The 25,143-nt window shown below is 45.6% G+C and carries 27 protein-coding genes; 6 read left to right on the forward strand and 21 right to left on the reverse strand.

Annotation, left to right across the window (positions count from 1 at the left end):
• The 6 genes from MKX71_RS16435 to MKX71_RS16460 all read right to left on the reverse strand — a co-directional run bounded on the left by MKX71_RS16435 (window position 1) and on the right by MKX71_RS16460 (window position 6,495).
• Window positions 1-939, reverse strand: coding sequence for an isochorismatase (locus tag MKX71_RS16435; protein WP_003228749.1), 939 nt, complete (start codon window positions 937-939; stop codon window positions 1-3).
• A gap of 27 nt (window positions 940-966) precedes the next feature.
• Window positions 967-2,586 carry a (2,3-dihydroxybenzoyl)adenylate synthase gene (locus MKX71_RS16440; protein WP_003243083.1) on the reverse strand — a complete coding sequence of 540 codons (1,620 nt, stop codon included), beginning with the start codon at window positions 2,584-2,586 and terminating at the stop codon, window positions 967-969.
• A 28-nt stretch (window positions 2,587-2,614) separates the two neighbouring features.
• Window positions 2,615-3,811, reverse strand: coding sequence for an isochorismate synthase DhbC (dhbC, locus tag MKX71_RS16445; RefSeq protein ID WP_339231324.1), 1,197 nt, complete (start codon window positions 3,809-3,811; stop codon window positions 2,615-2,617).
• A 25-nt stretch (window positions 3,812-3,836) separates the two neighbouring features.
• Window positions 3,837-4,622, reverse strand: a complete 786-nt coding sequence (locus MKX71_RS16450) for a 2,3-dihydro-2,3-dihydroxybenzoate dehydrogenase (RefSeq protein ID WP_339231326.1) — start codon at window positions 4,620-4,622, stop codon at window positions 3,837-3,839.
• A gap of 193 nt (window positions 4,623-4,815) precedes the next feature.
• Window positions 4,816-5,685, reverse strand: coding sequence for a ferri-bacillibactin esterase BesA (gene besA, locus MKX71_RS16455; RefSeq protein ID WP_024572558.1), 870 nt, complete (start codon window positions 5,683-5,685; stop codon window positions 4,816-4,818).
• A gap of 213 nt (window positions 5,686-5,898) precedes the next feature.
• Window positions 5,899-6,495: a sulfite oxidase-like oxidoreductase gene (locus MKX71_RS16460; protein WP_003228739.1), complete on the reverse strand. Its 597-nt coding sequence runs from the start codon at window positions 6,493-6,495 to the stop codon at window positions 5,899-5,901.
• Window positions 6,496-6,595: 100 nt separating this feature from the next.
• On the opposite strand from MKX71_RS16460, the gene MKX71_RS16465 reads away from it, so the two are divergent.
• Window positions 6,596-7,198: a BioY family transporter gene (locus MKX71_RS16465; protein ID WP_003228737.1), complete on the forward strand. Its 603-nt coding sequence runs from the start codon at window positions 6,596-6,598 to the stop codon at window positions 7,196-7,198.
• A 69-nt stretch (window positions 7,199-7,267) separates the two neighbouring features.
• On the opposite strand, the gene MKX71_RS16470 is transcribed toward MKX71_RS16465, so the two are convergent.
• Both MKX71_RS16470 and MKX71_RS16475 read right to left on the reverse strand, forming a co-directional pair.
• Window positions 7,268-8,596 (reverse strand): Na+/H+ antiporter family protein, encoded by a 1,329-nt coding sequence (locus tag MKX71_RS16470; protein WP_003228736.1) that lies wholly within the window; start codon window positions 8,594-8,596, stop codon window positions 7,268-7,270.
• Window positions 8,597-8,742: 146 nt separating this feature from the next.
• Window positions 8,743-10,245: a leucyl aminopeptidase gene (locus MKX71_RS16475; protein ID WP_339231329.1), complete on the reverse strand. Its 1,503-nt coding sequence runs from the start codon at window positions 10,243-10,245 to the stop codon at window positions 8,743-8,745.
• Window positions 10,246-10,402: 157 nt separating this feature from the next.
• Here MKX71_RS16475 and MKX71_RS16480 point away from each other — a divergent pair, with 157 nt between their 5' ends.
• Complete coding sequence (locus MKX71_RS16480; RefSeq protein WP_003244337.1) at window positions 10,403-10,879, forward strand: divergent PAP2 family protein; 477 nt, start codon at window positions 10,403-10,405, stop codon at window positions 10,877-10,879.
• 29 nt (window positions 10,880-10,908) lie between these two features.
• Here MKX71_RS16480 and spsC read toward each other — a convergent pair whose 3' ends face one another.
• The 4 genes from spsC to MKX71_RS16500 form a co-directional block, all read right to left on the reverse strand.
• Window positions 10,909-11,565, reverse strand: a complete 657-nt coding sequence (spsC, locus tag MKX71_RS16485) for a stationary phase survival protein SpsC (RefSeq protein ID WP_072175151.1) — start codon at window positions 11,563-11,565, stop codon at window positions 10,909-10,911.
• 103 nt (window positions 11,566-11,668) lie between these two features.
• Window positions 11,669-11,989, reverse strand: a complete 321-nt coding sequence (locus MKX71_RS16490) for a YuiB family protein (protein WP_003243877.1) — start codon at window positions 11,987-11,989, stop codon at window positions 11,669-11,671.
• Between the two features lie 53 nt (window positions 11,990-12,042).
• Complete coding sequence (locus tag MKX71_RS16495; RefSeq protein WP_003243733.1) at window positions 12,043-12,186, reverse strand: YuiA family protein; 144 nt, start codon at window positions 12,184-12,186, stop codon at window positions 12,043-12,045.
• 172 nt (window positions 12,187-12,358) lie between these two features.
• Window positions 12,359-13,579: an NAD(P)/FAD-dependent oxidoreductase gene (locus tag MKX71_RS16500; protein ID WP_010886605.1), complete on the reverse strand. Its 1,221-nt coding sequence runs from the start codon at window positions 13,577-13,579 to the stop codon at window positions 12,359-12,361.
• A gap of 331 nt (window positions 13,580-13,910) precedes the next feature.
• On the opposite strand from MKX71_RS16500, the gene yumC reads away from it, so the two are divergent.
• Entirely contained in the window at window positions 13,911-14,909 is a 999-nt protein-coding gene (yumC, locus tag MKX71_RS16505; protein WP_003220618.1) for a ferredoxin--NADP reductase 2, read from the forward strand.
• A gap of 39 nt (window positions 14,910-14,948) precedes the next feature.
• Here yumC and MKX71_RS16510 read toward each other — a convergent pair whose 3' ends face one another.
• The gene (locus MKX71_RS16510) at window positions 14,949-15,089 is read right to left on the reverse strand and encodes a hypothetical protein (RefSeq protein WP_003228723.1); all 141 of its coding nucleotides are present in this window, start codon (window positions 15,087-15,089) and stop codon (window positions 14,949-14,951) included.
• 278 nt (window positions 15,090-15,367) lie between these two features.
• Between MKX71_RS16510 and guaC the strand changes: the two genes are divergently transcribed.
• Complete coding sequence (gene guaC / locus MKX71_RS16515) at window positions 15,368-16,348, forward strand: GMP reductase (protein ID WP_015714642.1); 981 nt, start codon at window positions 15,368-15,370, stop codon at window positions 16,346-16,348.
• Window positions 16,349-16,421: 73 nt separating this feature from the next.
• On the opposite strand, the gene paiB is transcribed toward guaC, so the two are convergent.
• The 6 genes from paiB to MKX71_RS16545 form a co-directional block, all read right to left on the reverse strand.
• Complete coding sequence (gene paiB / locus MKX71_RS16520; RefSeq protein WP_339175230.1) at window positions 16,422-17,045, reverse strand: protease synthase/sporulation negative transcriptional regulator PaiB; 624 nt, start codon at window positions 17,043-17,045, stop codon at window positions 16,422-16,424.
• Window positions 17,046-17,068: 23 nt separating this feature from the next.
• Window positions 17,069-17,587, reverse strand: a complete 519-nt coding sequence (gene paiA / locus MKX71_RS16525) for a spermidine/spermine N(1)-acetyltransferase (RefSeq protein WP_003244000.1) — start codon at window positions 17,585-17,587, stop codon at window positions 17,069-17,071.
• 337 nt (window positions 17,588-17,924) lie between these two features.
• Window positions 17,925-18,287: an iron-sulfur cluster assembly accessory protein gene (locus tag MKX71_RS16530; RefSeq protein WP_003244166.1), complete on the reverse strand. Its 363-nt coding sequence runs from the start codon at window positions 18,285-18,287 to the stop codon at window positions 17,925-17,927.
• 78 nt (window positions 18,288-18,365) lie between these two features.
• On the reverse strand, window positions 18,366-19,220 hold the full coding sequence (gene dapF, locus MKX71_RS16535; RefSeq protein ID WP_003243745.1) for a diaminopimelate epimerase: 855 nt from the start codon (window positions 19,218-19,220) through the stop codon (window positions 18,366-18,368).
• A 122-nt stretch (window positions 19,221-19,342) separates the two neighbouring features.
• A complete protein-coding gene (locus MKX71_RS16540) occupies window positions 19,343-20,557 on the reverse strand; it encodes a NupC/NupG family nucleoside CNT transporter (RefSeq protein WP_003228710.1) in 1,215 nt (404 codons plus the stop codon).
• Window positions 20,558-20,693: 136 nt separating this feature from the next.
• On the reverse strand, window positions 20,694-20,930 hold the full coding sequence (locus tag MKX71_RS16545) for a YuzB family protein (protein ID WP_003222913.1): 237 nt from the start codon (window positions 20,928-20,930) through the stop codon (window positions 20,694-20,696).
• 262 nt (window positions 20,931-21,192) lie between these two features.
• Between MKX71_RS16545 and MKX71_RS16550 the strand changes: the two genes are divergently transcribed.
• A complete protein-coding gene (locus MKX71_RS16550) occupies window positions 21,193-22,260 on the forward strand; it encodes an NAD(P)/FAD-dependent oxidoreductase (RefSeq protein WP_003228707.1) in 1,068 nt (355 codons plus the stop codon).
• A gap of 25 nt (window positions 22,261-22,285) precedes the next feature.
• Here the strand turns inward: MKX71_RS16550 and MKX71_RS16555 are convergent, their stop codons facing one another.
• Complete coding sequence (locus MKX71_RS16555) at window positions 22,286-22,612, reverse strand: YuzD family protein (protein ID WP_015714646.1); 327 nt, start codon at window positions 22,610-22,612, stop codon at window positions 22,286-22,288.
• A 99-nt stretch (window positions 22,613-22,711) separates the two neighbouring features.
• Here MKX71_RS16555 and MKX71_RS16560 point away from each other — a divergent pair, with 99 nt between their 5' ends.
• The gene (locus tag MKX71_RS16560; protein ID WP_010886606.1) at window positions 22,712-23,047 is read left to right on the forward strand and encodes a NifU family protein; all 336 of its coding nucleotides are present in this window, start codon (window positions 22,712-22,714) and stop codon (window positions 23,045-23,047) included.
• 43 nt (window positions 23,048-23,090) lie between these two features.
• Here MKX71_RS16560 and MKX71_RS16565 read toward each other — a convergent pair whose 3' ends face one another.
• Window positions 23,091-25,064 carry a S9 family peptidase gene (locus MKX71_RS16565; RefSeq protein ID WP_029318470.1) on the reverse strand — a complete coding sequence of 658 codons (1,974 nt, stop codon included), beginning with the start codon at window positions 25,062-25,064 and terminating at the stop codon, window positions 23,091-23,093.
• Window positions 25,065-25,143 lie beyond the last annotated feature (79 nt).

Here is a 25,143-nt window from a genome sequence, read left to right on the forward strand (position 1 = left end):
TTATAAATAATCCGCGTTTGGCAGCACTTGCTGGCTGCGAGTTGTGAGCAATTTCTGCCATTCTTCGATCGTTGGGCGTTCAGCCAATTCCACGAAAGTCACCTCTGCCCCTTCACGGCGCCATTGTTCCACCAATGTCATGATCCTTACCGAATCAAGACCACGATCGAGCAAATCCTCTTGATCTGTGATGTCTTCCGGTGTTTCTTGTAGAAGCTCAGCAATTTGTTTACGGATATTCTCACATGTAAACACGTTCTTTTTGCCAGTGTTTGCTGACGTTTTTTGAACGTCTGCCGGCGCATTCTGCAGCTGATCAAGAAGACTGTCAGTCATCACGGTAAACGCACAGCGTCCAGCCGCATATTCCAGCGCCATTTGATGTTTTTCTAATGAAAAATCAGCAACTGCATCTCCCACAAAAAAGGCTTTAATATCCTCCATAAATGCTTCACATGCTGTAACAAGACAGCCGATATGGGCGTAAATTCCTGTAATGATCAGCTGATCGCGTCCCTCTTTGCGCATCATTTCAAGCAGATTCGTTCTCTTAAACGCGCTGTATCTCCATTTTGTCAGCACAAGATCATCATCCTCTGGTGCCAGCTCGGTTATAATTTTCTCCTCATAAGGACCGCTGTTTAATCCCGGGCCCCAAAAGTCTGTCAGCAGCGCACGGTCATCCGGATTTTGGCTTCCCGGCTGTGCGGTATAGACAACAGGAATCCCAAGCTGAACACATTGATTCTTCAGCTTTCGTATATTCGCTGAAAGCTCTGTTACCGGAGACGCTCCCGCTGTGAAAGCATCAACAAAATAGTTTTGCATATCGTGTATTAACAAGACAGCCCGATTCGGATCAGGCACCCATGATACTTTGTTTTGCGGCATATCAGATGCTGTCGGCATTTGATACGGCTGAATGGCAGGTATAGCCATATGAACACTTCCTCTCAAATTGTTGTTTTATTTTTTAAATCCTGCAAGAAGCTTCTCGGAAATGGCTTCACGGAGCGCTTTTTTGCTGACTTTTCCTACTCCTGTCTGCGGGAAGGATTCGACAAATTCAACTCGATCAGGGATTTTATATGCCGCCAGTCCGCGCTCTCTCAAAAATGCTTTAAGCTCTGCGGCTTTTGGGGCTTCATCCCGGGGAATAATGAACACACAAGATCTTTCGCCAAGAAATTGATCAGGCATGGAGACCATTGCCGCATCATGGACAGCCGGATGCGCCAGCAGATGATTTTCTACCTCTTCAGCCGCAACCTTTTCTCCTCCACGGTTAATTTGATCCTTCGCCCGGCCTTCAACGACAATATAGCCGTCTCGTGTCAGCCTGACGATATCACCCGTACGGTAAAAACCGTCCTCAGTAAATGAAGCGGCGTTATGCTCTTCTGCCTTATAGTAACCTCGAATTGTATACGGCCCCCGCGTCAGCAGATGGCCTGTTTCACCAGGTTTTACGTCGCGATCATGATCATCCCAAACACGCATTTCATCATATGGAGACATCGGTTTTCCTTGGGTGTTGACAATGATCTCCTCAGGATCATCCAATCTCGTATAATTGACGAGACCCTCTGCCATTCCGAACACCTGCTGCAGCGTGCAGCCGAAAACAGCTTTTACCCTGCGCGCGGCTTCAGCACTAAACTTGGCACCGCCGACCTGCAGCACTTGAAGGCTGGATAAATCATCACGGCGTGAGGATGCCGCATCCATCCATACCATCGCAAGAGGCGGAACAAGAGCGGTTATCGTGACCTTTTCCCGTTCAATTAAAGGAAATGCGTCATCTGGACTTGGAGAAGGAGATAATACCACTCTTCCTCCAGCGTATAATACGCCGAGAACGCCGGGTGAGCTCAGCGGATAATTGTGTGCCATCGGCAGCGCGGCCAAGTACACCGTGCTGTGGTCGAGCCAGCAGACCTCCACACTCCGCTTCAGGCTGTATATGTAGTCATCGTGGGTCCTCGGAATCAGTTTCGATAGCCCGGTGCTCCCGCCAGAAAGCTGGAGGAACGCCACATCCGATGATTTGACTTCAGGCAGTTTTACAGGTTCTGCATGCAAATCCTCCAGCGGTAAAAATTCCTCTGCCTCACCTGCGACAATGATGTTTTTCAAAGTCGGCAGCTTGCTTTGAACCTGTCTGGCAAGCGAACGGTAGTCAAAACCGGAATAAGCGTCGGGAATGATATATGCAGCCGCTTCAGCAAACTCGCAAAAATATGTAATTTCACTGCTTCGATGAGAAGGCAGTGCGAAGACTGGAAGCGCCCCCAGACGGAAAAGCGCGAAAATGACTTCAAAAAACTCTTTGATATTTGGCAACTGCACCACAACACGATCCATCTGTTGAATGCCGAGCTTTTGAAATCCGGCAGCCAGGCGATCAGCCCTTGTGTCAAGCTCTCGATAGCTCCAATGGGTGTTTCCGCATGTAATGGCAATGCGATCACCATATTTGGCTGCCCGGTCCCTTAACAAATCTCCAAACGTCTCACCGGCCCAGCAGCCGTTCTTTCGATAGGTCTCAGCTAACTCATCAGGCCAAGGCGTAAATCCTTTCAGCATGTTGTATCCCTCCAGCAATTCATTCTGTTCATATGTGATCCACGCCCATTGCCCGCAGCATTGTCCGAAACTTTGCGGACGTCTCCTGAAGCTCGTCCTCAGGCTTTGAACCGGCCACAACACCAGCTCCAGCATACAGGCGGAGTGAGCGTTCTTCTGCTTCTGCACAACGGATGGTCACGATCCATTCTCCGTCACCGGCATCGTCACACCATCCGACCATGCCGGTAAAGAAACCGCGGTCAAATGGTTCAATGCTGAGAATCGCTTCTCTTGCAAGATCAGTCGGTGTTCCGCAGACGGCTGGCGTCGGGTGGAGCGCCGCCGCCAATTCAAGTGCGGTTACAGACGGGTCGGAAAGCTCTCCCTTAATCACGCTGGACAGGTGCCACATCGTTTCCGTTTTGATCAGTGAAGGCTTCTCCGGAACCTCCAGCGTCCGGCAGAAAGGTCTCAGCGCTGCCGCAACCGCGTCAGCGACAACCGCGTGCTCATGAAGATCCTTTGCGGAAGAAAGCAATTCAGCTGCCCGGCGCTGGTCTTCAACAGGATCATTACTGCGCGGTCTTGAGCCGGCTAATGGGTTGGAAACGACCTGTGTTCCCATCCTTGAAACGAGAAGCTCCGGACTTGCTCCGAGCAATGTTCTGCGGGGAGACGTTTCCTCCTGACTGGACACGTCTGCGGCAAACGTGTAGCCATGCGAGTTATGCTGAGCCAGATGGCGAAGCAATTCATCCGTCTGAATCGGTTCAGGCGATGTCAAATGCAGCGATCTGGACAGGACGATTTTGCTGAGTGTTCCATCGGCAATGCGTGTCAGCCCTTGTTCAACACCATTTTTATAATCCTCAGGTTCAGGAACAGGCTTTATGTGGTATGTATGCCCAGCCTGCTGTTCCTTTTCCTCATGATCAAATTGAAGCGGTCCTGACCAGCGCACTTCTTCAGGTACAACGAGCCGCGCTGCTTTTACTTGATCAAAAGGAACGGCCCCGACAACAAGCGGCCGGTTTTGCCCTGATTGTTTTGCCTGACGTAACGCCTCTGCAATTCGGCCAGAAAGGGTTTCCATTTGGTTTTGCCCGTCTGCCTCCGGTACGATTTCACATATGCCTTTCGCTAACAGTACACGATGAGGAGACGCTAAGAAAAAGGCGCCCGGCTGATATTCATGAAGCAAATGCTCCGCTTTTGTTTCTGTTATAACGTTTTGATCCAACATTCTCATGAACCTCCTTTAAATTCAGTTACACGCCTAGGGTCGCGCCGCCATCTACGCATAAATTATGCATCGTAATATGCCCTGCCTGGCCAGAAACCAAAAAGAGCACCGCATCAGCAATATCCGAAGGCTTGGCTAGTTTTTTGAGCGGGATCCCTGTTTTAAATGTCTCAAGTGATCCTTTTATGACTTGCTCCGCTCCATTCTCGTCGGCCCATAATGACCACTGCATGTCTGTTTCCGTTGATCCGGGAGATACAATGTTGCAGCGAATATTGTATTCTGCAAGCTCAAGGCCAAGGCATTTCGTAAACATCACAGCCGCAGCCTTTGAGGACGCATATGCCGCCATAGATGTTCTTGGTACACCGGCAGCATTCGATCCGACTGTTACAATCGAACCCGATCTTCGGTCCATCATATATTTGCTGACTGAACGCGAGGCGTTAAATACGCCAGTCGAATTCACTGCGAACGTCGCCTCCCATTCCTCATCGCTAAGCGAATGGATCAGTCCCGGGCGAAGGACACCCGCTACATTCACTAAAATATCAATCGGCCCCATTTCACGTTCGATGCGCGCCGTGATCTCATCAATCGCCGCGCTGTCTCTCACATCCGCAGGAAAAGCTTCTGCATGGCGGCCTTCTGCTTTGAGGCTGCTCACAACCTTTTCCAGCTTTTCAGGATTATAATCAACTGCCGCAATATGTGCGCCTTGACTGGCAAGCGTCCGCGCAACAGCTTCGCCTATTCCTTGGGCAGCCCCTGTTATAAAAGCAATTTTTCCCTCTATACCCTTTGCATTCATATCATCAATTCCTTTCTTCGCTCTAAATGCCAAACAGACATCCAGCGAAAAAGACTGCTGCGCCTTGAAAAACGCAATCTATTGATAATGATTATCATTATCAATTATAAAAATAATCATATCCAAATGTCATGTGACAGTCAAATATAATTTCAGTGACAAATATTTTTTTAAAGGCAAGGCTGAGTATGTCTCAGCCCATTGATAGATGCGGTCCGTCAGGGTGAAGCGCAAAACGCAGCGCCCTGCTGACCAAAACAGGAAGAACTGAAATATGTCCTTCTCCTGAAAACTCGCAAAATTCTGCCCGTATGCCTTGTTCAGATAAAACGGCCAGCCGCTCATAAAGCTCCCTTGCATTATCATTCATCCGGCTTTTATGATGCTGCTCTAATTCTCCTGCGGCAAGCAGGATATTGATAGGCTGATTGTTTTTCTTGGTGAGAGAGACGAAATGGTCCGTTTTCTCGAGAATAAACGGTTTATTCCAATGAATGGACGGACTTCCTGCGATATACGTTTGAAACGCATCGGGCTTAGTTAGCAGCACCTGCAGCACGAAAAGCCCTCCGAGCGAATGGCCAAAGATTGTTTGTCTATTTTTATCAATCTGGTAATCTCGTTCTATCTCCGGTTTTAAATCCTCTTCAATAAATCTGAAAAAGCCCTCCGCTCCGCCATGCTCCGGCCATTCTCTGCCGTCGGGCCTTTCCGGCAGCTTCGATTGGGCTGTTGGCATTGTAAAATCCCGGTGGCGTGCTGAGGAGAACGGCTCCGCTGTCTCATAGCCAATGCCGACGATCACTGCAGGGATCACCCCGGTTTTTTCGGGTCGGCGTCCCTGTATTCGAACGGCTTCCGTCATCGTTCCGAAGACAGAATTGGCATCCAGCAGATAAATCACAGGATAACCAGCGGGTGGCGGCGGCGTACTAGGTTTCGAGATAAAAATGTGATAGGTACGGTTTTCATTGCGTGAAGACATCATACGCACTTCCGTACCAGGAATCGTAAATGCGTTTGATGTCCCGCCATTTGTCCGGTCTGTTGTTTGCTCTTTCATGCAGTACGACATTCCTCTCCTTAAACTAAACCGCAATGTATGATAATGATTTTCACTATCAACTAGACACCTCAAATAATAGGTTTTCTTCCAAAGAAAGTCAACTTTTTCCCGAATAAAAAAGGCACCTTGATCAAATAAGGTACCTGCAGACTATCAATATGGAAGTAAAAACCTAATAAAGATGCGGATTGCCCTATTTGAAATAGAACCTTAATCCCATGTAAACCTTTGATTTTGCCAAGGATCGCCTCTCATGTGATAGCCATTCCGCTCCCAAAAGCCAGGGTGATTTTCTTTCGTAAATTGGATGCCGCGCAGCCACTTGGCGCTTTTCCAAAAATACAGATGCGGAAATACACCCCGCAGCGGAAAGCCGTGTTCAGGGGTTAAAGGTTCGCCATTATGCGCATAAGCCAGAAGGGAAGTTTCCGCTAAGAAATCATCAAGCGGCAGATTGGTCGTCCAGCCCTCTTCAGCATGTAAAATGACGTAGCCCGCTTCTTCTTTTACACCCGCTTTTTCCGCTATATCACAAGCCCGCACGCCTTGCCACACATTATCAAGCCTTGACCATCCCGTGACACAATGAATGTCGTTTTTCGATTCATACCGTGGAAAGGCTTTGACATCTTCAAAGCTTAGCAGCATCGGATGGTCAACCAAACCGTATACTTGAAGATTCCATTTCGTCATATCTTCGTAATATGGGACATCTCCGGTATGAAGCACAGGAAATGAAGTGGTGACGTTTTGATTTGGCGGCACTCTTCCAGATTGATCGGACTGTCTTGTTTTTCCGAAATACATATGGGCCTCCTTTTTGTTAACCTAAATTAAAATCATGTTGACAATCTTTTTGTTCTTTATTACTCTATGATTGTGTATGTCAACCTAAGGGGGAACAACGATGAAACAACGTAAACTTCGTGCGGGAGATATGGCGCTGATTGGCATGTTCGCCGCACTTATGGCTGTCGGGGCCAACATTACATCAGTAGCACCCTTTTTACAAGTAGCCGGCATTCCGCTTTCGATGCAGCCGTTTTTCTGTCTCTTGGCAGCTTTGCTTCTTGGCAGCAAACGGGCAGCGATTGCCATGATTGTATATGCACTTGTGGGATTGGCCGGAGCGCCTGTGTTTGCTCAATTTTCAGCAGGCTTCGCACCGTTTGCAGGGAAAAGCGGCGGGTTTATTATCTCATACATTCCGGCAGCATTTGCAGCGGGATGGTTTTTAGAACGAAACATTCAGCCAAGTAAAATTCGATTTCTCATTGCTTCACTTATCGGAACGGCGATCATGTATCTCATCGGCACTACCTATATGTATCTTGCACTGAAGCTGTGGATTCATACGCCAGTGAGCTACGGCACGGCTTGGGGCTTTATGATTTGGTTTATGGTAAAAGATACAGCGCTGGCTGTGATACTGTCGTTTATCGCACCAGCAATCTACCGCTCTATTCATAAAGCAACCGGCTTTAACAGAAATCACATATCATCTACGTAAAAACCGTTCTATTGGACGGTTTTTTTATCATAACGAGAAAAGGCTCCCCAGTAAAGGGGAGCCTTTTTCCTATAAAACAAGCGCTGCAATCCAGCCAAAGATGACAAGCGGAATATTATAAAATATAAATGTCGGCACACAAGTATCCCAAATGTGGTGATGCTGGCCGTCCGCACTCAAACCTGAAGTCGGCCCAAGCGTACTGTCACTGGCAGGTGAACCGGCATCGCCAAGCGCAGCAGCAGCCCCGATAATCGCAATCGTTGCCATCGGGCTGAATCCAAGCTGCATGCATAGAGGCACGAAAATGGTTGTGATAACAGGAATGGTCGCAAAAGAAGATCCGATCCCCATTGTAATTAATAAGCCGACAATGAGCATCAGCAATGCGCCCAAGGACTGACTGTGTCCGATAAAACCAGCTGACGTTTTGACCAGTGACTCGACATCCCCGGTTTTCGTCAATACGTTTGAAAACCCGGCTGCAACAAGCATGACAAAGCCGATAAAGGCCATTAAAACCATTCCATCAGTAATCAGTGAGTCCGCTTCATCACGCTTCATCACACCGCTGACAAACAGAACAATCAGACCAGCGAGCGCCCCCATAATCATTCCTTCTACTCCCAAAGTCTGAGATAAGTAAAGCTGGACGCCGAGTGACACAACAATGGCTAGAACCGCGATACCAATACTTTTTCTCGTATATGGCGATGCTTCTGCACCTGAAATGTCTTTTGTTTCATATTGTTTCGGTTTACGGTATACGATCACTGATAAAATAAGGCCGACAACCATACCTGCAACTGGAATAATCAGTGCGTACGGAATATCAGCAAGCGGAACGTTTAACCCGGCATCCGCCATATTGTCCTTCAGCATGCCTTGGAAGATTTGGCCGAAACCGACCGGAAGCAAAATATAAGGAGCCGTTAAACCAAATGTAATTACACACGCGATCAGACGGCGGTCCATTTCAAGTTCATTAAAGATTTTCAAAAGCGGCGGAATCAGCACCGGAATAAACGCGATGTGAACCGGAACGACGTTTTGCGAAAAACAAGATACAATTAAAATAATCAGCACAATCAGCACCTTAGACAGTGCTTTTTTTCGAGAATCTTCTTTATTTCCGATTAATTTAACGGAGGCTTCCACCATTGCGTCCGGAAGACCTGTTTTCGTCAAAGCGGCGGCAAACGCGCCAAGCATGGCATAGCTAACTGCAACGGTGGCATTTCCGCCGAGACCGTCTGTGAAAGCTTTAACCGTTTCACCAAGACCGAGCCCGCCTGTTAACCCGCCGGCCAAGGCGCCTATAATTAATGCGATAACAATATTGACACGCAGCAGGCTTAATACAAGCATAAGCAGGACTGCGATGACGACTGCATTCATGATGATACCCCTCCAAAAATCCTTTAGTTTGCTAATGTAGTAGATAAATAAAGTACGAACGTATCGTATCATAACCGATCCACTTTAGTCAACTAAAGATTTCGGAAGTAAAAATCCCTGCCGCATCATACAGCAGGGATTTTTCATTACTCGTTTTTATCTTCTTCCAATGTAAATCGCTCCGCAAGTGTAGCCAGTGTTCTTGCCATAACGCCAGTAGCCCCGGCCGGCCCGAAGCAGGTTGCTTTATTGGCAGTCGCTGTTCCTGCAATATCAAGGTGAACCCAAGGTGTTGACTCAGCGAATTCACCAAGAAACGTTCCTGCCATAATCGCATGTCCCTCGCGTCCCGGTGAATTGTTGAGATCCGCCATTTGGCTGCTTTTCACGCGTTTTTTATCCTTCTCTGTTATCGGCAGCTGCCAGATTGCCTCGCCGCACTCTTGTGCAGCATCAGCTACCTGCTGGTAAAAGATTTGATCATTTGTCATTGCACCGGTTGTTTCTGTTCCTAATGCCACAACGACGCCGCCGGTAAGCGTAGCTACATCGACAAGAACTGATGCGCCATGCTGTTTCGCGTATGTAATGCCATCTGCAAGCACTAGCCTTCCTTCAGCATCCGTATTAAGGATTTCTATTGTTTTTCCGCTTAAAGATACGATCACGTCATCCGGCTTCATGGCCCCGCCGGAGATCATATTATCGGTTGATGGAATAACGCACAGCACGTTTTGTTCAGGACGAAGCTCTCCGATCGTTTCCATAGCCCCGAGAACCGCAGCTGCTCCTCCCATATCTGATTTCATGCCAACAATTCCAGATTTCGTTTTAATGGAGTAGCCGCCTGTGTCAAAGGTAATTCCTTTCCCGACTAGTCCGACGACGTCCTCCCATTCCTTTTTGCCCTGATATTTCAACACAATCATTTTCGGCGGTTCGGTGGAGCCTTGGTTTACCGCAAGTATTCCGCCCATACCGAGCTCCTCCATCTCTGATTTCTCCAATATCTCACACTCAAAATCATATTTCGCCGCAAGCTCTTCAGCATACGAAGCGAGGTCAGTCGCTGTCAGCATGTTTCCCGGCATATTCACAAGCGTTCTAGCCGAATTTGTCCCTTGTCCGTATGCCTGGCCGACGCGAAGCCCGGCCTGCACTTCCTGTGTATCTTCATCTGTTACAACATACACGGCTTCAATTTGTTTGTCAGGCTCATTTGATTTGTGCTTATAATCCTGCACCTCATAGGAAGCAAGCAGGCAGCTCTCAGCTAAAGCATGAGCGGCATCGGCTGGAGGCACGTCTTCCGAAATAAACGTATCAAGCAGAACAGCAGTTTCTTGTTTTCGATCTTTATGAATGGCTTGAAAAACATGAGCAAAACGTTCCTTCGCCTGTTCAAACGAATAATTTGCTTCTCTCCCCAGGCCAACGAAATAAATCCGTTTCATACCCGCAGAAGATGGAGGGAATACTTTTGATACTTGATTCGGTTTCACAGAGACATCACCCTCTTTTAAAAGCTGTGTCAGATGGCCTTCGAGCATTTCATCAATTTCCAACGCTTTTCCTGTCAGCTGGCTTTTTTGAAAAAGCCCGACCACAAGGGTTTCTGTATGCTCTGATTGTTGAACCGCATAAAACATGAGGCTTACACTCCTAACGTAATGGGTATTTGTAATGAACAATGGTATAATAGGAAAAACATTCTTTCCACTATACTTATTTTAACAAACAACAGTCTAAGACTTGCTTTTTTCTTTTGAAACACGAAGGATTTTTCAAATAGAAAGGATGTCGCCGATGGAACTTTTAACGAATTTTCCTTTATTATCAAGCCTGGCCGCAATTATTTTTGCTCAGGTCATCAAAGTGCCCATACAGTTTATCGTGTCCAGAAAACTGGACTGGTCGCTGGTCACAAGCACAGGCGGCATGCCCAGCTCTCACTCCGCAGCGGTCACTGCACTTTCAACAGGCGTAGCCTTGGAGCATGGATTAGACTCCTCACTCTTTGCGGTTTCCGCCATTTTCGCCGTCATAACCATGTTTGACGCAACTGGCGTCAGACGCCACGCCGGTGAGCAGGCAACAGTCATTAATAAGCTTGTTATTGATTTTAACCGTTTCGTAAATGAAGCGAAGGACTTCCCTAAGGCTGCAGAGAAAGAAAAGCAAAAAAAGCTGAAAGAGCTTCTCGGACATCAGCCGATCGAAGTCTTTTTCGGAGGCCTAACAGGTATTTTACTGACATTGGTACTCGCTTACTTTTTCATGTAAAAAAACGCTCCTGCTTTCGCTGGAGCGTTTTATTCTTTCACAGTTTTATATTGATTTCTGAACACTTGCAAAGATTTTGTTTCATTGAGCTTCTCAAGCTCATCCTCGGTAATCTTTCCCGTTCCCTTTTTAATCACATATACATCAAGGGTTTTTTTGCCCCATTCATTGTATACATCTTTGACTGTCTCAAAGTACAGATCAAGGCGGTTTCCCTTAATAGCTGATCCTGTGTCGGCCACAACTCCGAGACCGTAGTTCGGAATGAATAAAATTGTTCCGATCGGAAAAACGGACGGGTCAGCAGCAACCGTGGAATATAAATCCCGTTTCACTTTCACACCTGAATATGTAAGCCCGTATAATGGATCACCGGGATTTTTGCCCGTCGACTCAGCTCCTGCTGTGTAGCCTGTTGCTGTTACTCTTTGGACTGGATATTCATCCCAATCAAATGCCTCTTCTAACGGTTTTGTTTTATCCTCAGCCGCGGACGTGGTTTGTGTTTGTTTCTGCTGCAATGCTTTTAATGTCAGTCCTGCATGCTTCAAGTGCTTTTCCTGATGTTCCTGCACCCATTTTGACAAGTCCTTCGCTTCAATTCCTGACACTGATAAAAATGTCGTGCCAAATGCAAGCAGAAATAAACAGGTCATCAGCAAACGTCTGATCATATTCAACATCATTCACCTCTCCTCCGAATCATTGTTCCCAAGTGGAGAGAGCATTATTCAAAATGGTGAATGAGCTGAACGCATAAAAAAAGCTTTCTTTAGAAGAAAGCGGCATTTAAAACATTTGATATCCTCTTTTTCTGAGCATGTTGATCGCTATACCGGACACGATGGCGCCGGCCAAACCGCTGACTAAAATCAGCACGTCAGCAGCCGCTAATGATAAGACACGATGAAACAGGCTGGCAAAGGATTCTCCCGGCGACTGGACATAGCTGATCAGCTTTTCTTTGCTGATAATGAAAAGGCATACAATCGGATAAATCACAGCCATAATCCAAGACATTCTCAGCAGCATGTTTAATAAGAAACCGATTCCAAAAAACAAGACAAAAAACAAAACAATTGAGATGATTACGACTGGCAGACTAATCAACCTATTCCACCCCCCTGCGTTGTTTTTAGTGTAACGCGGGGGCTGAAATAAAGTCAACGGCTGGAAAAAGAATGACTGTCTTTTCCTGTCCCCTGGCAAGACGGACAAGTCTCTGAACCGCCGAGAATCAATTGAAAATATCCTTTCCCTGAACAAAATGGGCATGCATGTGAAGCGGTTGTCGTTGCAGTTTTCATCTAATCATCACCCTTTTTCTAAATTTTCTGATAATATACCATATCAAGCTGTCAACAATAAAGTCAGATCATGTGACAAATCTTTTGATGTAAGCGGAAACATACTTGTTTTCCTCTCGTTCTCTTTTTATTTTGGCGTTTTTTAATAAAGAAAACCCGCTTCCGCGGGTTTTTAGAAAAACTTGAACTTGCCTTTTTTCAGTGTCAGTCCGAGTCCGCCAATCATAAACAGTGAGCGGTTATCAATGACTTTTTTCATAAACGAAGCCGGCGTGCCTTTCAGCTTTCTGCCATAAACAACCCCAACCGCGTTATGCTCGCCAAGAGAAGCCACTGTTCCCTTAATGTCCGGCTTGAATTCCTCAAGCTCTCCGCCTTTAATAAGCCTGCCAAGGTTTTTAGCGACCGTTATGCCCTGCTGCATTGCAATTTGCGCAGTCGGCGGATACGGGCGCTCTGTATCTTCATTCATAAACAGCGAGCTGTCGCCGAGAATAAAGACATTGTCATGTCCCGGGGCGCGGAGATCAGGGTTGACTTTGACTCGGCCGCGCATATTCTCAAAACCGGCTTCCTCCACAATCGGATGGCCGCGGACACCTGCCGCCCATACAACGGTTTGCGATTTGATCTGCTCTGGTTCTTCATCTTTTTTGCCGACTCTGACTCCTTCTGGTGTACATTCTTGTACAGCCGTTCCGATCTTGAACTCAACTCCGTTTTCCTCAAGATAATGTACGGCGTAATCAACAAGTTCCGGATCAAAGCCCGGCAAAACGGTCGGCGCTGCTTCCACACAAATGATGCGGACAAGGCTTCTGTCAACGTCATATTCCTTACAGAGCTCCGGCACGCGAGCAGCCAGTTCGCCAAGAAATTCAATTCCCGTAAATCCGGCACCGCCAACAACGATCGTTAACCTGTCCGGCCGTTTTTCCGCTTCCGTATTGTAAGTCGCAAACTGCAGCTCAATATGTTCCCGCAGCAGGCGCGACGTGTTGATGTTGGCAATCGGAAACGCATATTCTTTTAAGCCTTTAATGCCGAACGTTTCAGGCACGGCGCCGAGCCCGATGACTAAATAATCGTACTGCAATTCTCCATTCGCAAGCACAACTTTTTTCTCATCAATTTTGATTGCCTTTACGGTATCCTGTACAAAATTCACCCGTGACTGGTTGATTACATCTTTTATCTGATAACGGCAGCGGTCATGATGGAGCGTACCCGCGCTCGCTTCATGCATCCATGTCGTTTCATAATGATAATTGTGTTTATTTACAAGCGTAATGTCAGCATCATTCGGCCCGACATACTTCGTCAGCCTTGTCACCGTCATCAATCCGCCATATCCTGCACCTAAAATCACGATTTTGGGCTTATTCAATGCCATCACATCCACCTTCTCTTTTTTTGCTTTTGTTAGACCCATAATAAAATCATCATTTGTGTTAGCTTCAGCTTATTGGCGGGATTTTATGAAATATATTGAAAAGTTTTTTGTGAAGTCCTTACCCGTAGCACTATTATCATGTTTATCCGGCTGGCCCAAGAAACATTCAGAAAAAGATCATTTCATTTGGTTATTATCGTAGCGGCCTGCGGAAATATTTTCAAGAACGGATGGGCACGTTAGATCCTTACGATTTTTTCTGCTGACTCGTCAATTTGAACGGCAATATGGTATAATTAATAACAATTTTCATTTAGGAGGCAATTTTCGTATGCGAGAGGATACAAAGGTTTATGATATTACAATTATAGGCGGGGGACCGGTCGGCTTATTCACCGCTTTTTACGGCGGGATGAGACAGGCAAGCGTCAAAATTATCGAAAGCCTGCCTCAGCTCGGCGGACAGCTTAGCGCCCTATACCCTGAGAAGTATATATATGATGTAGCGGGATTCCCGAAAATCCGCGCGCAAGAGCTTATCAATAACCTAAAAGAGCAAATGGCGAAATTCGACCAAACCATTTGTCTGGAGCAAGCGGTTGAATCTGTTGAGAAACAAGCGGACGGCGTGTTTAAGCTTGTAACAAATGAAGAAACCCACTACTCTAAAACGGTCATCATAACTGCAGGAAACGGCGCATTCAAACCGAGAAAGCTGGAACTTGAAAATGCCGAGCAGTATGAAGGCAAAAACCTCCATTACTTCGTTGATGATCTGCAAAAATTCGCCGGCAGACGCGTTGCGATCCTTGGCGGTGGAGATTCCGCGGTTGACTGGGCGCTTATGCTTGAGCCAATCGCAAAAGAAGTATCGATCATTCACCGCCGCGACAAGTTCCGTGCGCACGAGCACAGTGTGGAAAACCTTCATGCGTCGAAGGTTAATGTCCTGACACCATTCGTCCCTGCGGAGCTGATCGGCGAAGACAAAATCGAACAGCTAGTGCTTGAAGAAGTGAAAGGCGACCGCAAAGAGATTTTAGAAATTGATGACTTAATCGTCAACTACGGTTTCGTTTCATCTCTTGGACCGATCAAAAACTGGGGCCTGGACATCGAGAAAAATTCCATTGTCGTGAAATCAACAATGGAAACAAATATCGAAGGCTTCTTTGCAGCAGGTGACATTTGTACATACGAAGGAAAAGTCAACCTGATTGCCAGCGGCTTCGGCGAGGCACCGACAGCAGTGAACAACGCCAAGGCTTACATGGACCCGAAAGCCCGCGTACAGCCTCTTCACTCAACAAGTCTTTTTGAAAATAAATAATAAAAAAAGAGAGCTTGTGTCTGCGACACAGCTCCTTTTTTATTTGAAGATATTTATATAATTCAATGCAGTTCCTACAACCAGCGCAATCACAAGGGCTGCGACTACCCAGATCATTGCCATAATAATGCGGTCCTGAATCTTTTGGGACTTCGGTGTTTTTTCTTCGTTTTGGGCCATCTTATTCGCTCCTTTCCCATGTCCATGCCATAAAGAAAGCCTGGTGCTGAACGACCAAGCTTTGCTGAACGTATATCATTCGCGTTTTGATCCGCTCTCTAAGACCATTCGTTAAAACTATGATACCTAAACTCACCCTGCATGACAAGCTTCGGCACTTGCACCACACCTGCCAGCAAATCATAATGTTTGACATCCTAAATAAAACAGAGTACATTATAGAAGGCGAACATTTCATATATTATACTTTTAAATATTCGTTTTTAGGAGTGAAAACCATGGAAAACGTATTTGATTACGAAGATATTCAGCTAATTCCTGCAAAATGCATTGTAAATAGCCGTTCAGAATGTGATACATCCGTACGTTTAGGCGGACGTACATTTAAATTACCCGTCGTCCCTGCCAATATGCAGACGATTATAGATGAAAAGCTAGCGATTCAATTAGCCGAAAATGGCTACTTTTATGTCATGCACCGATTTGAGCCTGAGACACGAATTGATTTTATTAAAGATATGAACGCACGCGGGTTATTCTCTTCTATCAGCGTGGGCGTCAAAGATGAGGAGTATGAATTTGTCCGCCAGCTGGCAGAAGAAAATCTGACGCCTGAATACGTGACAATTGACATTGCTCACGGGCACTCAAATGCTGTCATTGAAATGATCCAGCACCTTAAAAAACATTTGCCGGACAGCTTTGTTATTGCTGGCAATGTCGGAACGCCAGAAGCGGTCAGAGAGCTTGAAAATGCGGGAGCGGATGCCACTAAAGTCGGCATCGGACCGGGAAAAGTATGTATTACGAAAATCAAAACCGGCTTCGGCACAGGCGGCTGGCAATTAGCGGCGCTGCGCTGGTGTGCCAAGGCTGCCAGCAAACCGATTATCGCGGATGGCGGCATCCGTACCCATGGCGACATCGCAAAATCAATCCGATTCGGCGCAACGATGGTCATGATCGGTTCACTATTTGCCGGACACGAAGAGTCGCCAGGCCAAACGATCGAAAAAGACGGAAAGCTTTACAAGGAGTACTTCGGCTCAGCCTCTGAATTCCAAAAAGGCGAAAAGAAAAATGTCGAAGGCAAAAAAATGCACGTGGCGCATAAAGGCTCAATCAAGGATACACTGATTGAAATGGAGCAGGATCTTCAATCTTCTATTTCTTATGCAGGCGGAACAAAGCTTGAAGCCATCCGCAATGTGGATTATGTGATTGTGAAAAATTCCATTTTTAATGGGGATAAATATTAATCATAAAAAAACGCCAAGTCAGCGGTTCTCCGCTTGACTTGGCGTTTTCTGCTACTTCTTCAGCAAAGTAAGCTTATATTTGCTTTTTGAATTTATTTTCCATCAGTTCTGCCATTTGTTTTGCATTTGGATTTTCTTCATTTTGCAACTGTTCAATGATGTTCATATAATCCGTTTCATTTCGGTTCTGGCTTAATTTATATGCCGCTTGAATGTCTTCCACCTTAATCTTAAATCCAACGATACCTTTCAATTCACGTTCTAAGAGTTTTGGAGAAAGCTTATCCCATAAAACAGGATTGTCACGATGTTTTTCGTATTTCTCCAGCATGATTGTTAATTCTTCTGCTAATTCATCTTTCTCTAACATACTTGCTTTTCCATACATGTGGACAGCCTGATAATTCCACGTCGGAACATTTTCGCGCGCATACCAGGAAGAAGAAATATAAGCGTGCGGTCCCTGAAACATCACAAGCACATCTTCACAGGCTTCAAACGTTCTCCACTGAGGATTTCCATAAGCGAAATGCCCCGTAATATAGTAATGATCGTCTTTTTTATTGAATCCTAACGGCAAATGTGTGGCAATTGGTTTTCCTTGTTCTGTTGTGACAACCGTACCAAAGGAGTTTTCTTGTACAAAATTCCAAATTTCTTCAGCATTTGTGACTTTAAAATATTTTGGAATATACATCATCATCCACCCTTCGAAAAATATTATATGAGTGTTTTAGCCATGATTAAATCCGTTTGTTCTTCATCACCCATATAAAATGAGTGGGCGCCGGTCTGAACAAACCCCATTTTCTTATAAAAGGCAATGGCATTTTCATTTTTTTCCCACACACCTAGCCAAATGTTCTTTTTATTACGTTCCAGCGCAATTTCTATCGCTTTATTCAGCAGATGTTTGCCAAGCCCATGTTTTTGAAAGCTGTTCTTTATATAAATTCTCTCGATTTCAAGTGATTCAGCACCCATTTCTTCAGACTGAGCATCATCGATATTGACCTTTACATATCCAGCGATTTCATGATCAAAGTAAATAAAAAAGAATTGCGAAGACATATTGGATAACTCTTTTTCCAGCTGCTCAGTGTTAAATGCGCTTTCTAAATAGGCTTTCATATTTTCAGGTGAGTTCTGTTCTTTAAAAGTGTCATTGAATGTTTCAATACTCAATTGTTGAAGTGTTTGTAAATCTTCCCGGCTGCATTTTTTCATTTTTACACTCATTGTTCGGATTCAGCCCCTTTATTTAAAATTCAATTGTCTTGTGTCCCTTTTATATATTTAAACACGGAACACATACTGACCTTGTTACCATTCCAAAAATCTTCTTCATCACCAACTCCCTATCGTGATTTTGTTGTAAATGCAATAAAATATACTCCGCATTAAATATAGCGTAACTTTGCTGTATTTACAACAAAAATCAAACAACAAAGCAGCGTTTCTCTTGCCGAAGTTCCCGGAACTCTCTGCATCATTTCCCCATAATAAAAACGCCTCCCTTAACGATGATTTATCGCTAAGAAAAGCGTCAGTAATAGTTGCTATCCGTTTTTAGTGCTTAGCACTCTTCAGGCTTGCCTGCATTCGTTGCTGTTCTGAACGAAGAACCGCAGCCGCATGAAGCGATGGCGTTTGGATTGTCGATGGTGAAGCCGCCGCCGAGCATGGATTGTTTATAATCAATCACGGTGCCGTTCATGATGTCAAGGCTTTCTTTGTCAACTAGAACAGTGATGCCGTGCTGATCAAACACACTGTCTGATTCACTCTTTTCATGCTCAAAGCCCATGCCGTAAGAAAGTCCGCTGCAGCCGCCGCCTTTGACGCCTACACGCAGAAACGCGTTTTCTTCTTCATGCTCTTTCATCATATCTTTTATATGCAAAGCTGCTGCTTCTGTAATTGTTACCGGGTTGCTCATCATTATGAACCTCCTTTTAAAAACCGGTTGCTGTCTTTTATTATAAACATGATCGTCCCAATTCTCAAACAAGGTGTTTTACAAGAAATAGACACCCTCACAAACGGTTTCAGCCGGCCCTGTCATCATTACATGGCCGTTATCTTTCCAGTTTATCACCAAATCCCCGCCTGCTAAATGCACCGTGATGTCTTGATTTCGCTTTGATACGCCGTTTAATACAGATGCGACTGCCGCTGCACATGCTCCTGTCCCGCATGCCTGAGTAATCCCTGATCCCCGTTCCCAGACGCGGAAATGCAATTCTTGTTCATTCACGGTTTCAACGAATTCCACATTGATGCCTTCCGGAAATCTCGGATCTTTCTCAATCACCGGCCCCAGTGTCGTTAAGGGTGCCTGTTCAATGTCTGCGATCGGAAAAACGATATGCGGATTTCCCATTGAAACGGCAGTGCCTGTTAGTTCTACTTCACCAAATGCCATCGTTTCATTGATTGTGTGCTCTTCCCCGCCGTCAAGCATCGGAAGCTCGGATTTTGTCAAGCGCGGTTCGCCCATATCGACAGTGACCACATTCACTTTTCCGTTTTCGACTTGAACCTCCGCTTTCACAAGCCCGGAGAGAGTTTCAATCAGAAAAGATGTTTCCTCAACCAGCTTATGCTCATATGCGTATTTTGCGACGCAGCGCAGGCCGTTGCCGCAGTTTTTCCCTTCAGACCCGTCATTATTAAAAATCCGCATTTTAACAGGCGCTTGGTCTGATGGGCATATCAGGATCATTCCGTCGGATCCGATCCCTGTATAAACAGAAGAAACCTGAATTGCAATCTCTGACAGTTTTTCTTCTGGAAGCTGTTCTTCAAATTGATTCACATAAATATAACTGTTTCCCAGGCCGTGCATTTTGGTAAATCGAAATGAGTTCATAGGTGCCTCCAACTTTTTTTCTTTTTCTTAGTATAAAAGCTATTATAAGCGGACACAATACAATTATCCCCCGTTTTTCATACATAAAAGCTCCTTGCACTGACGCAAGGAGCTTTTATCGTTTATATAAACATGCCGGCAATGGCTGCGCTGAGCAGATTGGCTAATGTTCCTGCAAGAACAGCCTTCAGGCCGAGACGTGCGATATCTGAACGGCGGCTGGGCGCTAAACCGCCAAGCGTACCAAGCATAATCGCAATTGATGAAAAATTGGCGAATCCGCATAACGCGAAACTGATAATGGTAGCAGTTTTCTTAGAAAACTCGCCGATGTGCGGACCGAAGTTAGAATAAGCGACAAACTCATTCAGCACCAATTTCTGGCCGATATAGCTTCCCGCCTGCAATGCTTCATGCCAAGGCACGCCAATCAAAAAGGCGATAGGAGAAAACACATAGCCGAGAATGGATTCTAATGTTACGCCTTTTAAACCGAACAAGCCGAAAGCCCCGCCGAGAATACCGTTTACTACAGCGATTAACGCAACAAACGCAAGCAGCATCGCCCCAACATTTAACGCAATTTGCAGTCCTGTTGACGCTCCCTTTGCAGCTGCGTCAATGACATTGGCTGCGCCTTCGCCTTCATCCATTTTGAAATCGCTTTTTACGGTTTGCGTTTTTTCCGTTTCGGGTATAATCAATTTACCAAAGACTAGTCCAGCTGGAGCAGCCATAAAGCTGGCCGCCAGCAAGTACTCAATCGGAATACCGAGAAGCGCGTACCCAAACAAGGTAGATCCCGCAACTGCCGATAGACCGCTCGTCATAATCGTAAACAACTCAGAGCGCGTCAGCCCGGCAATCAGGGGTTTGATCACTAACGGAGATTCTGATTGTCCTACAAAAATATTGGCAGCAGCCGCCAGAGATTCCGTTTTGCTTGTTCCAAGGAGCTTCGACAATCCGCCGCCAATGACACGGAAAACGAGCTGCATGATTTTCAAATGATATAAAACTGCAATCAGTGCTGAGAAGAAAATGATAACGGGCAGTACACTTAATGCAAATGCCGGACTGTCTCCGACCTTTAGAAGCGGTCCAAAAATAAAACTGATGCCTTCATTCGCATAGTCAATCAGAAGCTGTACACGGCTTGAAAACCATAAAAAAACAGCGCGTCCCGCTTCCCATTTCAACACGATGTATCCAAACGCCACCTGTGTGCATAAACCAACGATGACGGTTCTTATCTTAATATTGCTTTTCTTTTCTGAAAATAAAAACGCGATAGCAATGATCGCAACTGCGCCCAGCAGCCCCCACAGAACATTCATGAATACTCGTACACCTCTTAAATTTTATTTAAAAAAATATCTTTTATACGATAACAATAATATTTTTTGATGTCTACACATTTTTTTAGTTCTTTTGTACGGCAAAATAAAAAAGGGCCTGTCCAGGCCCTTTTCTTTAAAACATTGGATTTTCTTCAATAAAGGTATATATATTCTCAACAAGCTCAGCAGGCGTTTCACCCATGACGACTTCTCCGTTTACCAGAGCGAAAAGCGATTCCATGCATGTCCCGCAGTAGCTTAAGCAGCCATATTCAAGGACATCAAGGTTGGGATCCTTCTCCAAAATCGCCCGGGCTTCCTGAGAGCCGTGAGCCAGATTGCTGACACAAAATTCAATCATTGGATTCATGCGGTTTCACCTCACATATGTCCATTATCGCGAATTTTTCACTATTCGTCAAAGACAACGGATGATTCAAAATTTATTATCGTAACATATTATTTCTCAAATAACGTTTTACTAATTTGTGTTTTCAGGCTAAATTGTAGGTTATTTTGAAACTATTATTGTGATTTTAGATCAAATTCGATATAATTCTAGATGTTATTTTACATAGTTCGTATTTTCTTCAATGTATCTATCATACTCTTCGGATTAAAGGGGAATTCAAATGAAAAAATTGGTCTTGATCGGCGGAGGTTACGGGAACATGCGTGTTCTTCATCGCTTATTGCCAAACCAGCTGCCTGATGATGTTTCAATCACGTTAATTGACAGAAATCCTTATCACTGCTTGAAAACAGAATATTATGCCCTTGCCGCAGGCACAATTTCTGACCATCATATCAGAGTGTCATTCCCAGAGCACCCTCGCCTGGATGTCCAATACGGTGATATCACATCAATTGATATTGTACAAAAACAAGTGCTGTTCCAAGATCGTGAACCGATTTCTTACGATGACGCCGTAATCGGGCTCGGCTGTGAGGATAAATATCACAACGTGCCGGGAGCGCCTGAATTCACCTACAGTATTCAAACCATCGATCAGTCCCGCGAAACCTACCAAAAGCTGAATAATCTGAGCGCTAATGCCACCGTCGCCATTGTCGGAGCGGGCTTAAGCGGCGTTGAGCTTGCAAGTGAATTGAGAGAAAGCCGTGATGACCTGAACATTATTTTGTTCGACCGCGGTAATCTCATTTTATCAAGCTTTCCCGAGCGTTTAAGCAAATATGTGCAAAAATGGTTCGAAGAGCACGGTGTCCGCATTATTAACAGGGCAAATATCACAAAAGTAGAAGAAGGCGTTGTGTATAACCACGATGATCCGATTTCTGCAGACGCCATCGTGTGGACAGCCGGCATCCAGCCAAACAAAGTCGTCAGAGACTTAGATGTGGAGAAGGACGCACAAGGGCGTATTGTATTAACGCCTCATCACAATCTTCCAGGTGATGAACATCTGTACGTTGTCGGCGATTGCGCCAGCCTTCCTCATGCACCGAGCGCCCAGCTGGCAGAGGCTCAAGCAGAGCAGATTGTCCAAATCTTGCAAAAACGCTGGAATGGAGAAGCCCTGCCTGAATCAATGCCGCAGTTTAAGCTGAAAGGCGTCCTCGGTTCACTCGGAAAAAAAGCCGGCTTCGGGCTTGTTGCTGACCGTCCGCTGATCGGCCGTGTTCCGCGTATGCTGAAATCCGGCTTGCTGTGGATGTATAAACACCATAACGGTTAATGATAGAGAAGAACCGCTGATCAAGTCAGCGGTTTTCTGTATACCCATGCTTCTCCATTTCCTCATAAACGTCTTTTAATTTTGGATTGCCTTCACCGACAATTTTGTCTTCTACGAGCACAAGCGGATAAAAATACTCGTCATTTCTGATTTTTTCCGCAAGCTCTTTCGCATGTTCATTGTCAGGCGGCTCATGAATATCGATGTACTGCATCTCAAAAGGCTGATTTGGATATTTTCTTTTCAGCGCAGCCTCAAGCCACTCGTATGTATCCTTGGCTGTCGGCATATTGACACAGCTCGCACAAACGGTTTCTGCCCCGTACACGCTTAGAATGACTGGTTTCATCACTTGTAGACGCCCCCTTCTCCTATGTAAGTCCTTTCTTTTAAGTATACAGAGCCAAAGGGCGTTTTTATAGAAAAAAACCGTTTTTGTGTTGAAGTCTGAATGTGCTATAATAGGGAAAGCAACTTTGCAAACCAAACAATAGATTTTTATTGTTACACTGAATATAATGGTTTTATGACGACGAAAGGAGCGAATGTCATGACTGAAGTTGAAATGAAAGAACAGGTGCAGGAAGTACTGGACAAACTTCGTCCGTTTTTACTTCGTGACGGCGGTGACTGTGAGCTTGTAGACGTAGATGAAGGTATCGTTAAGCTTCGTCTTCTAGGCGCATGCGGCAGCTGCCCAAGTTCAACAATTACGCTGAAAGCCGGAATTGAGCGCGCTCTTCTAGAAGAAGTGCCGGGTGTCGTTGAAGTAGAACAAGTCTTTTAATAAAGCAGCCAGGCTGATATTTGATCAGCCTGGCTTTTTTTTATTAGAGATATTGGTCAAACCATGAGCTGATATAATTCAGGCGCTTGATCCGCTGTCTTGGGTGTCCGGTGCGTGACAAATTGTGCGATGCATTCGGAAAACGGACAAGCTTGGTTTCCTTGCCCATTTTTTTCAGAGCGATAAACAGCTGCTCCGCCTGCTCGATCGGACATCGGTCATCCCGCTCGCCATGCAGTATCAAAAGCGGTGTCTCCACGTTTGCTGCGTATTTTAAAGGAGACCGGTCCCAGAGCTTTTCTGTGTCCTCAAACATGTCATGCTCAAGCTGCCAGTCTGTAAAGAAATAGCCGATATCACTGACGCCGTGAAAGCTGATCCAATTTGATATCGAGCGCTGGGTAACGGCAGCTTTAAAGCGGTTCGTCTGCCCGACGATCCAGTTGGTCATAAAACCTCCGTAGCTTCCGCCCGTGACACCGAGCCGCTTAGGATCAATATGCGGATCTCGTTTGATAGCCTCATCCACAGCCTGCATCACATCGTCATAATCCTTTCCCCCATAATCTCCTCTGACCGCATTCACAAATTCCTGCCCGTAGCCGTGGCTTCCTCTCGGATTGATATAAACGACCGCGTATCCTTTCGCCGCCAGCACCTGAAACTCATGAAAATATGTATGTCCGTACATCATATGCGGACCGCCGTGTATGTTAAGAATAAGTGGATATGTTGTCTCACCTTCCATTTGTGCAGGCCTCATCAGCCAGCCGTTCACCATCACGCCGTCTTCTGTAGCATATTGAATCTCTTCAGGTATTGATATCGTATGCTCCCTGACAAACTTGTCATTCGCGCCAGTCAGCTGTTTCTCTTCCTGTCCAAGCGGGATACTGTAAAGCTCACTCGGTCTGTCCGGCTTTGTCACACTGGCAATAAAGTGCTGTTCATCAGGTGAAAGAGAAAAGCTATTGATGTACTCTTTTTCCAGGCGAACTGGATACACAAGGCCTTCAATCGAAATATAATAGATGCCCGTACTGCCTTGATCTGTGCCGATGACATAAAACCCTTGGCTGTCCTTTGTCCAAATCGGGCGCTGTTCAGCACCACCGATCAATGAATCTCCAATCAGCGCATCCGCTAAATGAACGTCCAGCATCTCAGTCAGACATGTGAGGCGGCCTTGTTCGATATCATAGAGCCACGCCTTTGAGAGCGTTGCATTCTTATATTCCTTTTCATTTCCAAGCAAAGCAAGATACCTTCCGTCTGGTGAAAATGAACTAGATCCGAATGAGCCGCGATGAGGTGTAACCTGCTTAAGATCTCCAGACTCCAATGACATTATGTAAACATCATGAGGCTTGCTGGCATCATCTGTTTCAGTTAAATTAGCTGAGAAAACAAGCCATTTGCCGTCAGGAGAAAAAGCAGGATCACCATGATCAGCTTTGTGACTTGTCAGCTCCTTCATCTCACCCGACTTTACGCTGACAAGCACAAGCTGGGCATACGCGCCTCTCGTCAGCCCTTTGCCGTCCCGTTTGTAGGAGAGGCTTTGCACTTCAACAGGTTCATAGCTGTCCTGCTCCGTTTTTTCTCGGTCATCAATGCTTTCCCCCTCTCCCAAACTGACAGTGACCAGAATCGATTCACCGTCCGGGGACCATAGCGGCTTTGACACGCCATATGGGATATCAGTCAGTTTTCTTGCTTCTCCGCCTTCAGTGCTCATGATATAAAGCTGTGCCGCATCGCCTTCTCGATCAGAAATAAAGGCAAGCGTGCGCCCGTCCGGAGACCATCTTGGGTCGGTGCTTCGCTTTTCTCCATGTGTCCAAGGAACAGATCCTCCCGTTTTCGTTTCATAGATCCATATATTTGATGTATACGAATCTTTCTCTTGATTTACTTGTGATTTTACATATGCGGCACGGGTACCGTCTGGGGCGTATTGAGGATCGGTCACAGAGACAATCGCTGTGATGTCGTCTGCGGTTATCAGCTTTTTCATATTCATCTCCTCCTTTTTACATGTATTTCGTTTTTCTAAATAAAAACTCCTTTATCTCCAGCAAAAAAAAGCGCCCTCC

The sequence above is a fragment of the Bacillus sp. FSL M8-0071 genome, assembly GCF_037975455.1.
In the GTDB taxonomy this organism is placed as follows: domain Bacteria; phylum Bacillota; class Bacilli; order Bacillales; family Bacillaceae; genus Bacillus; species Bacillus subtilis.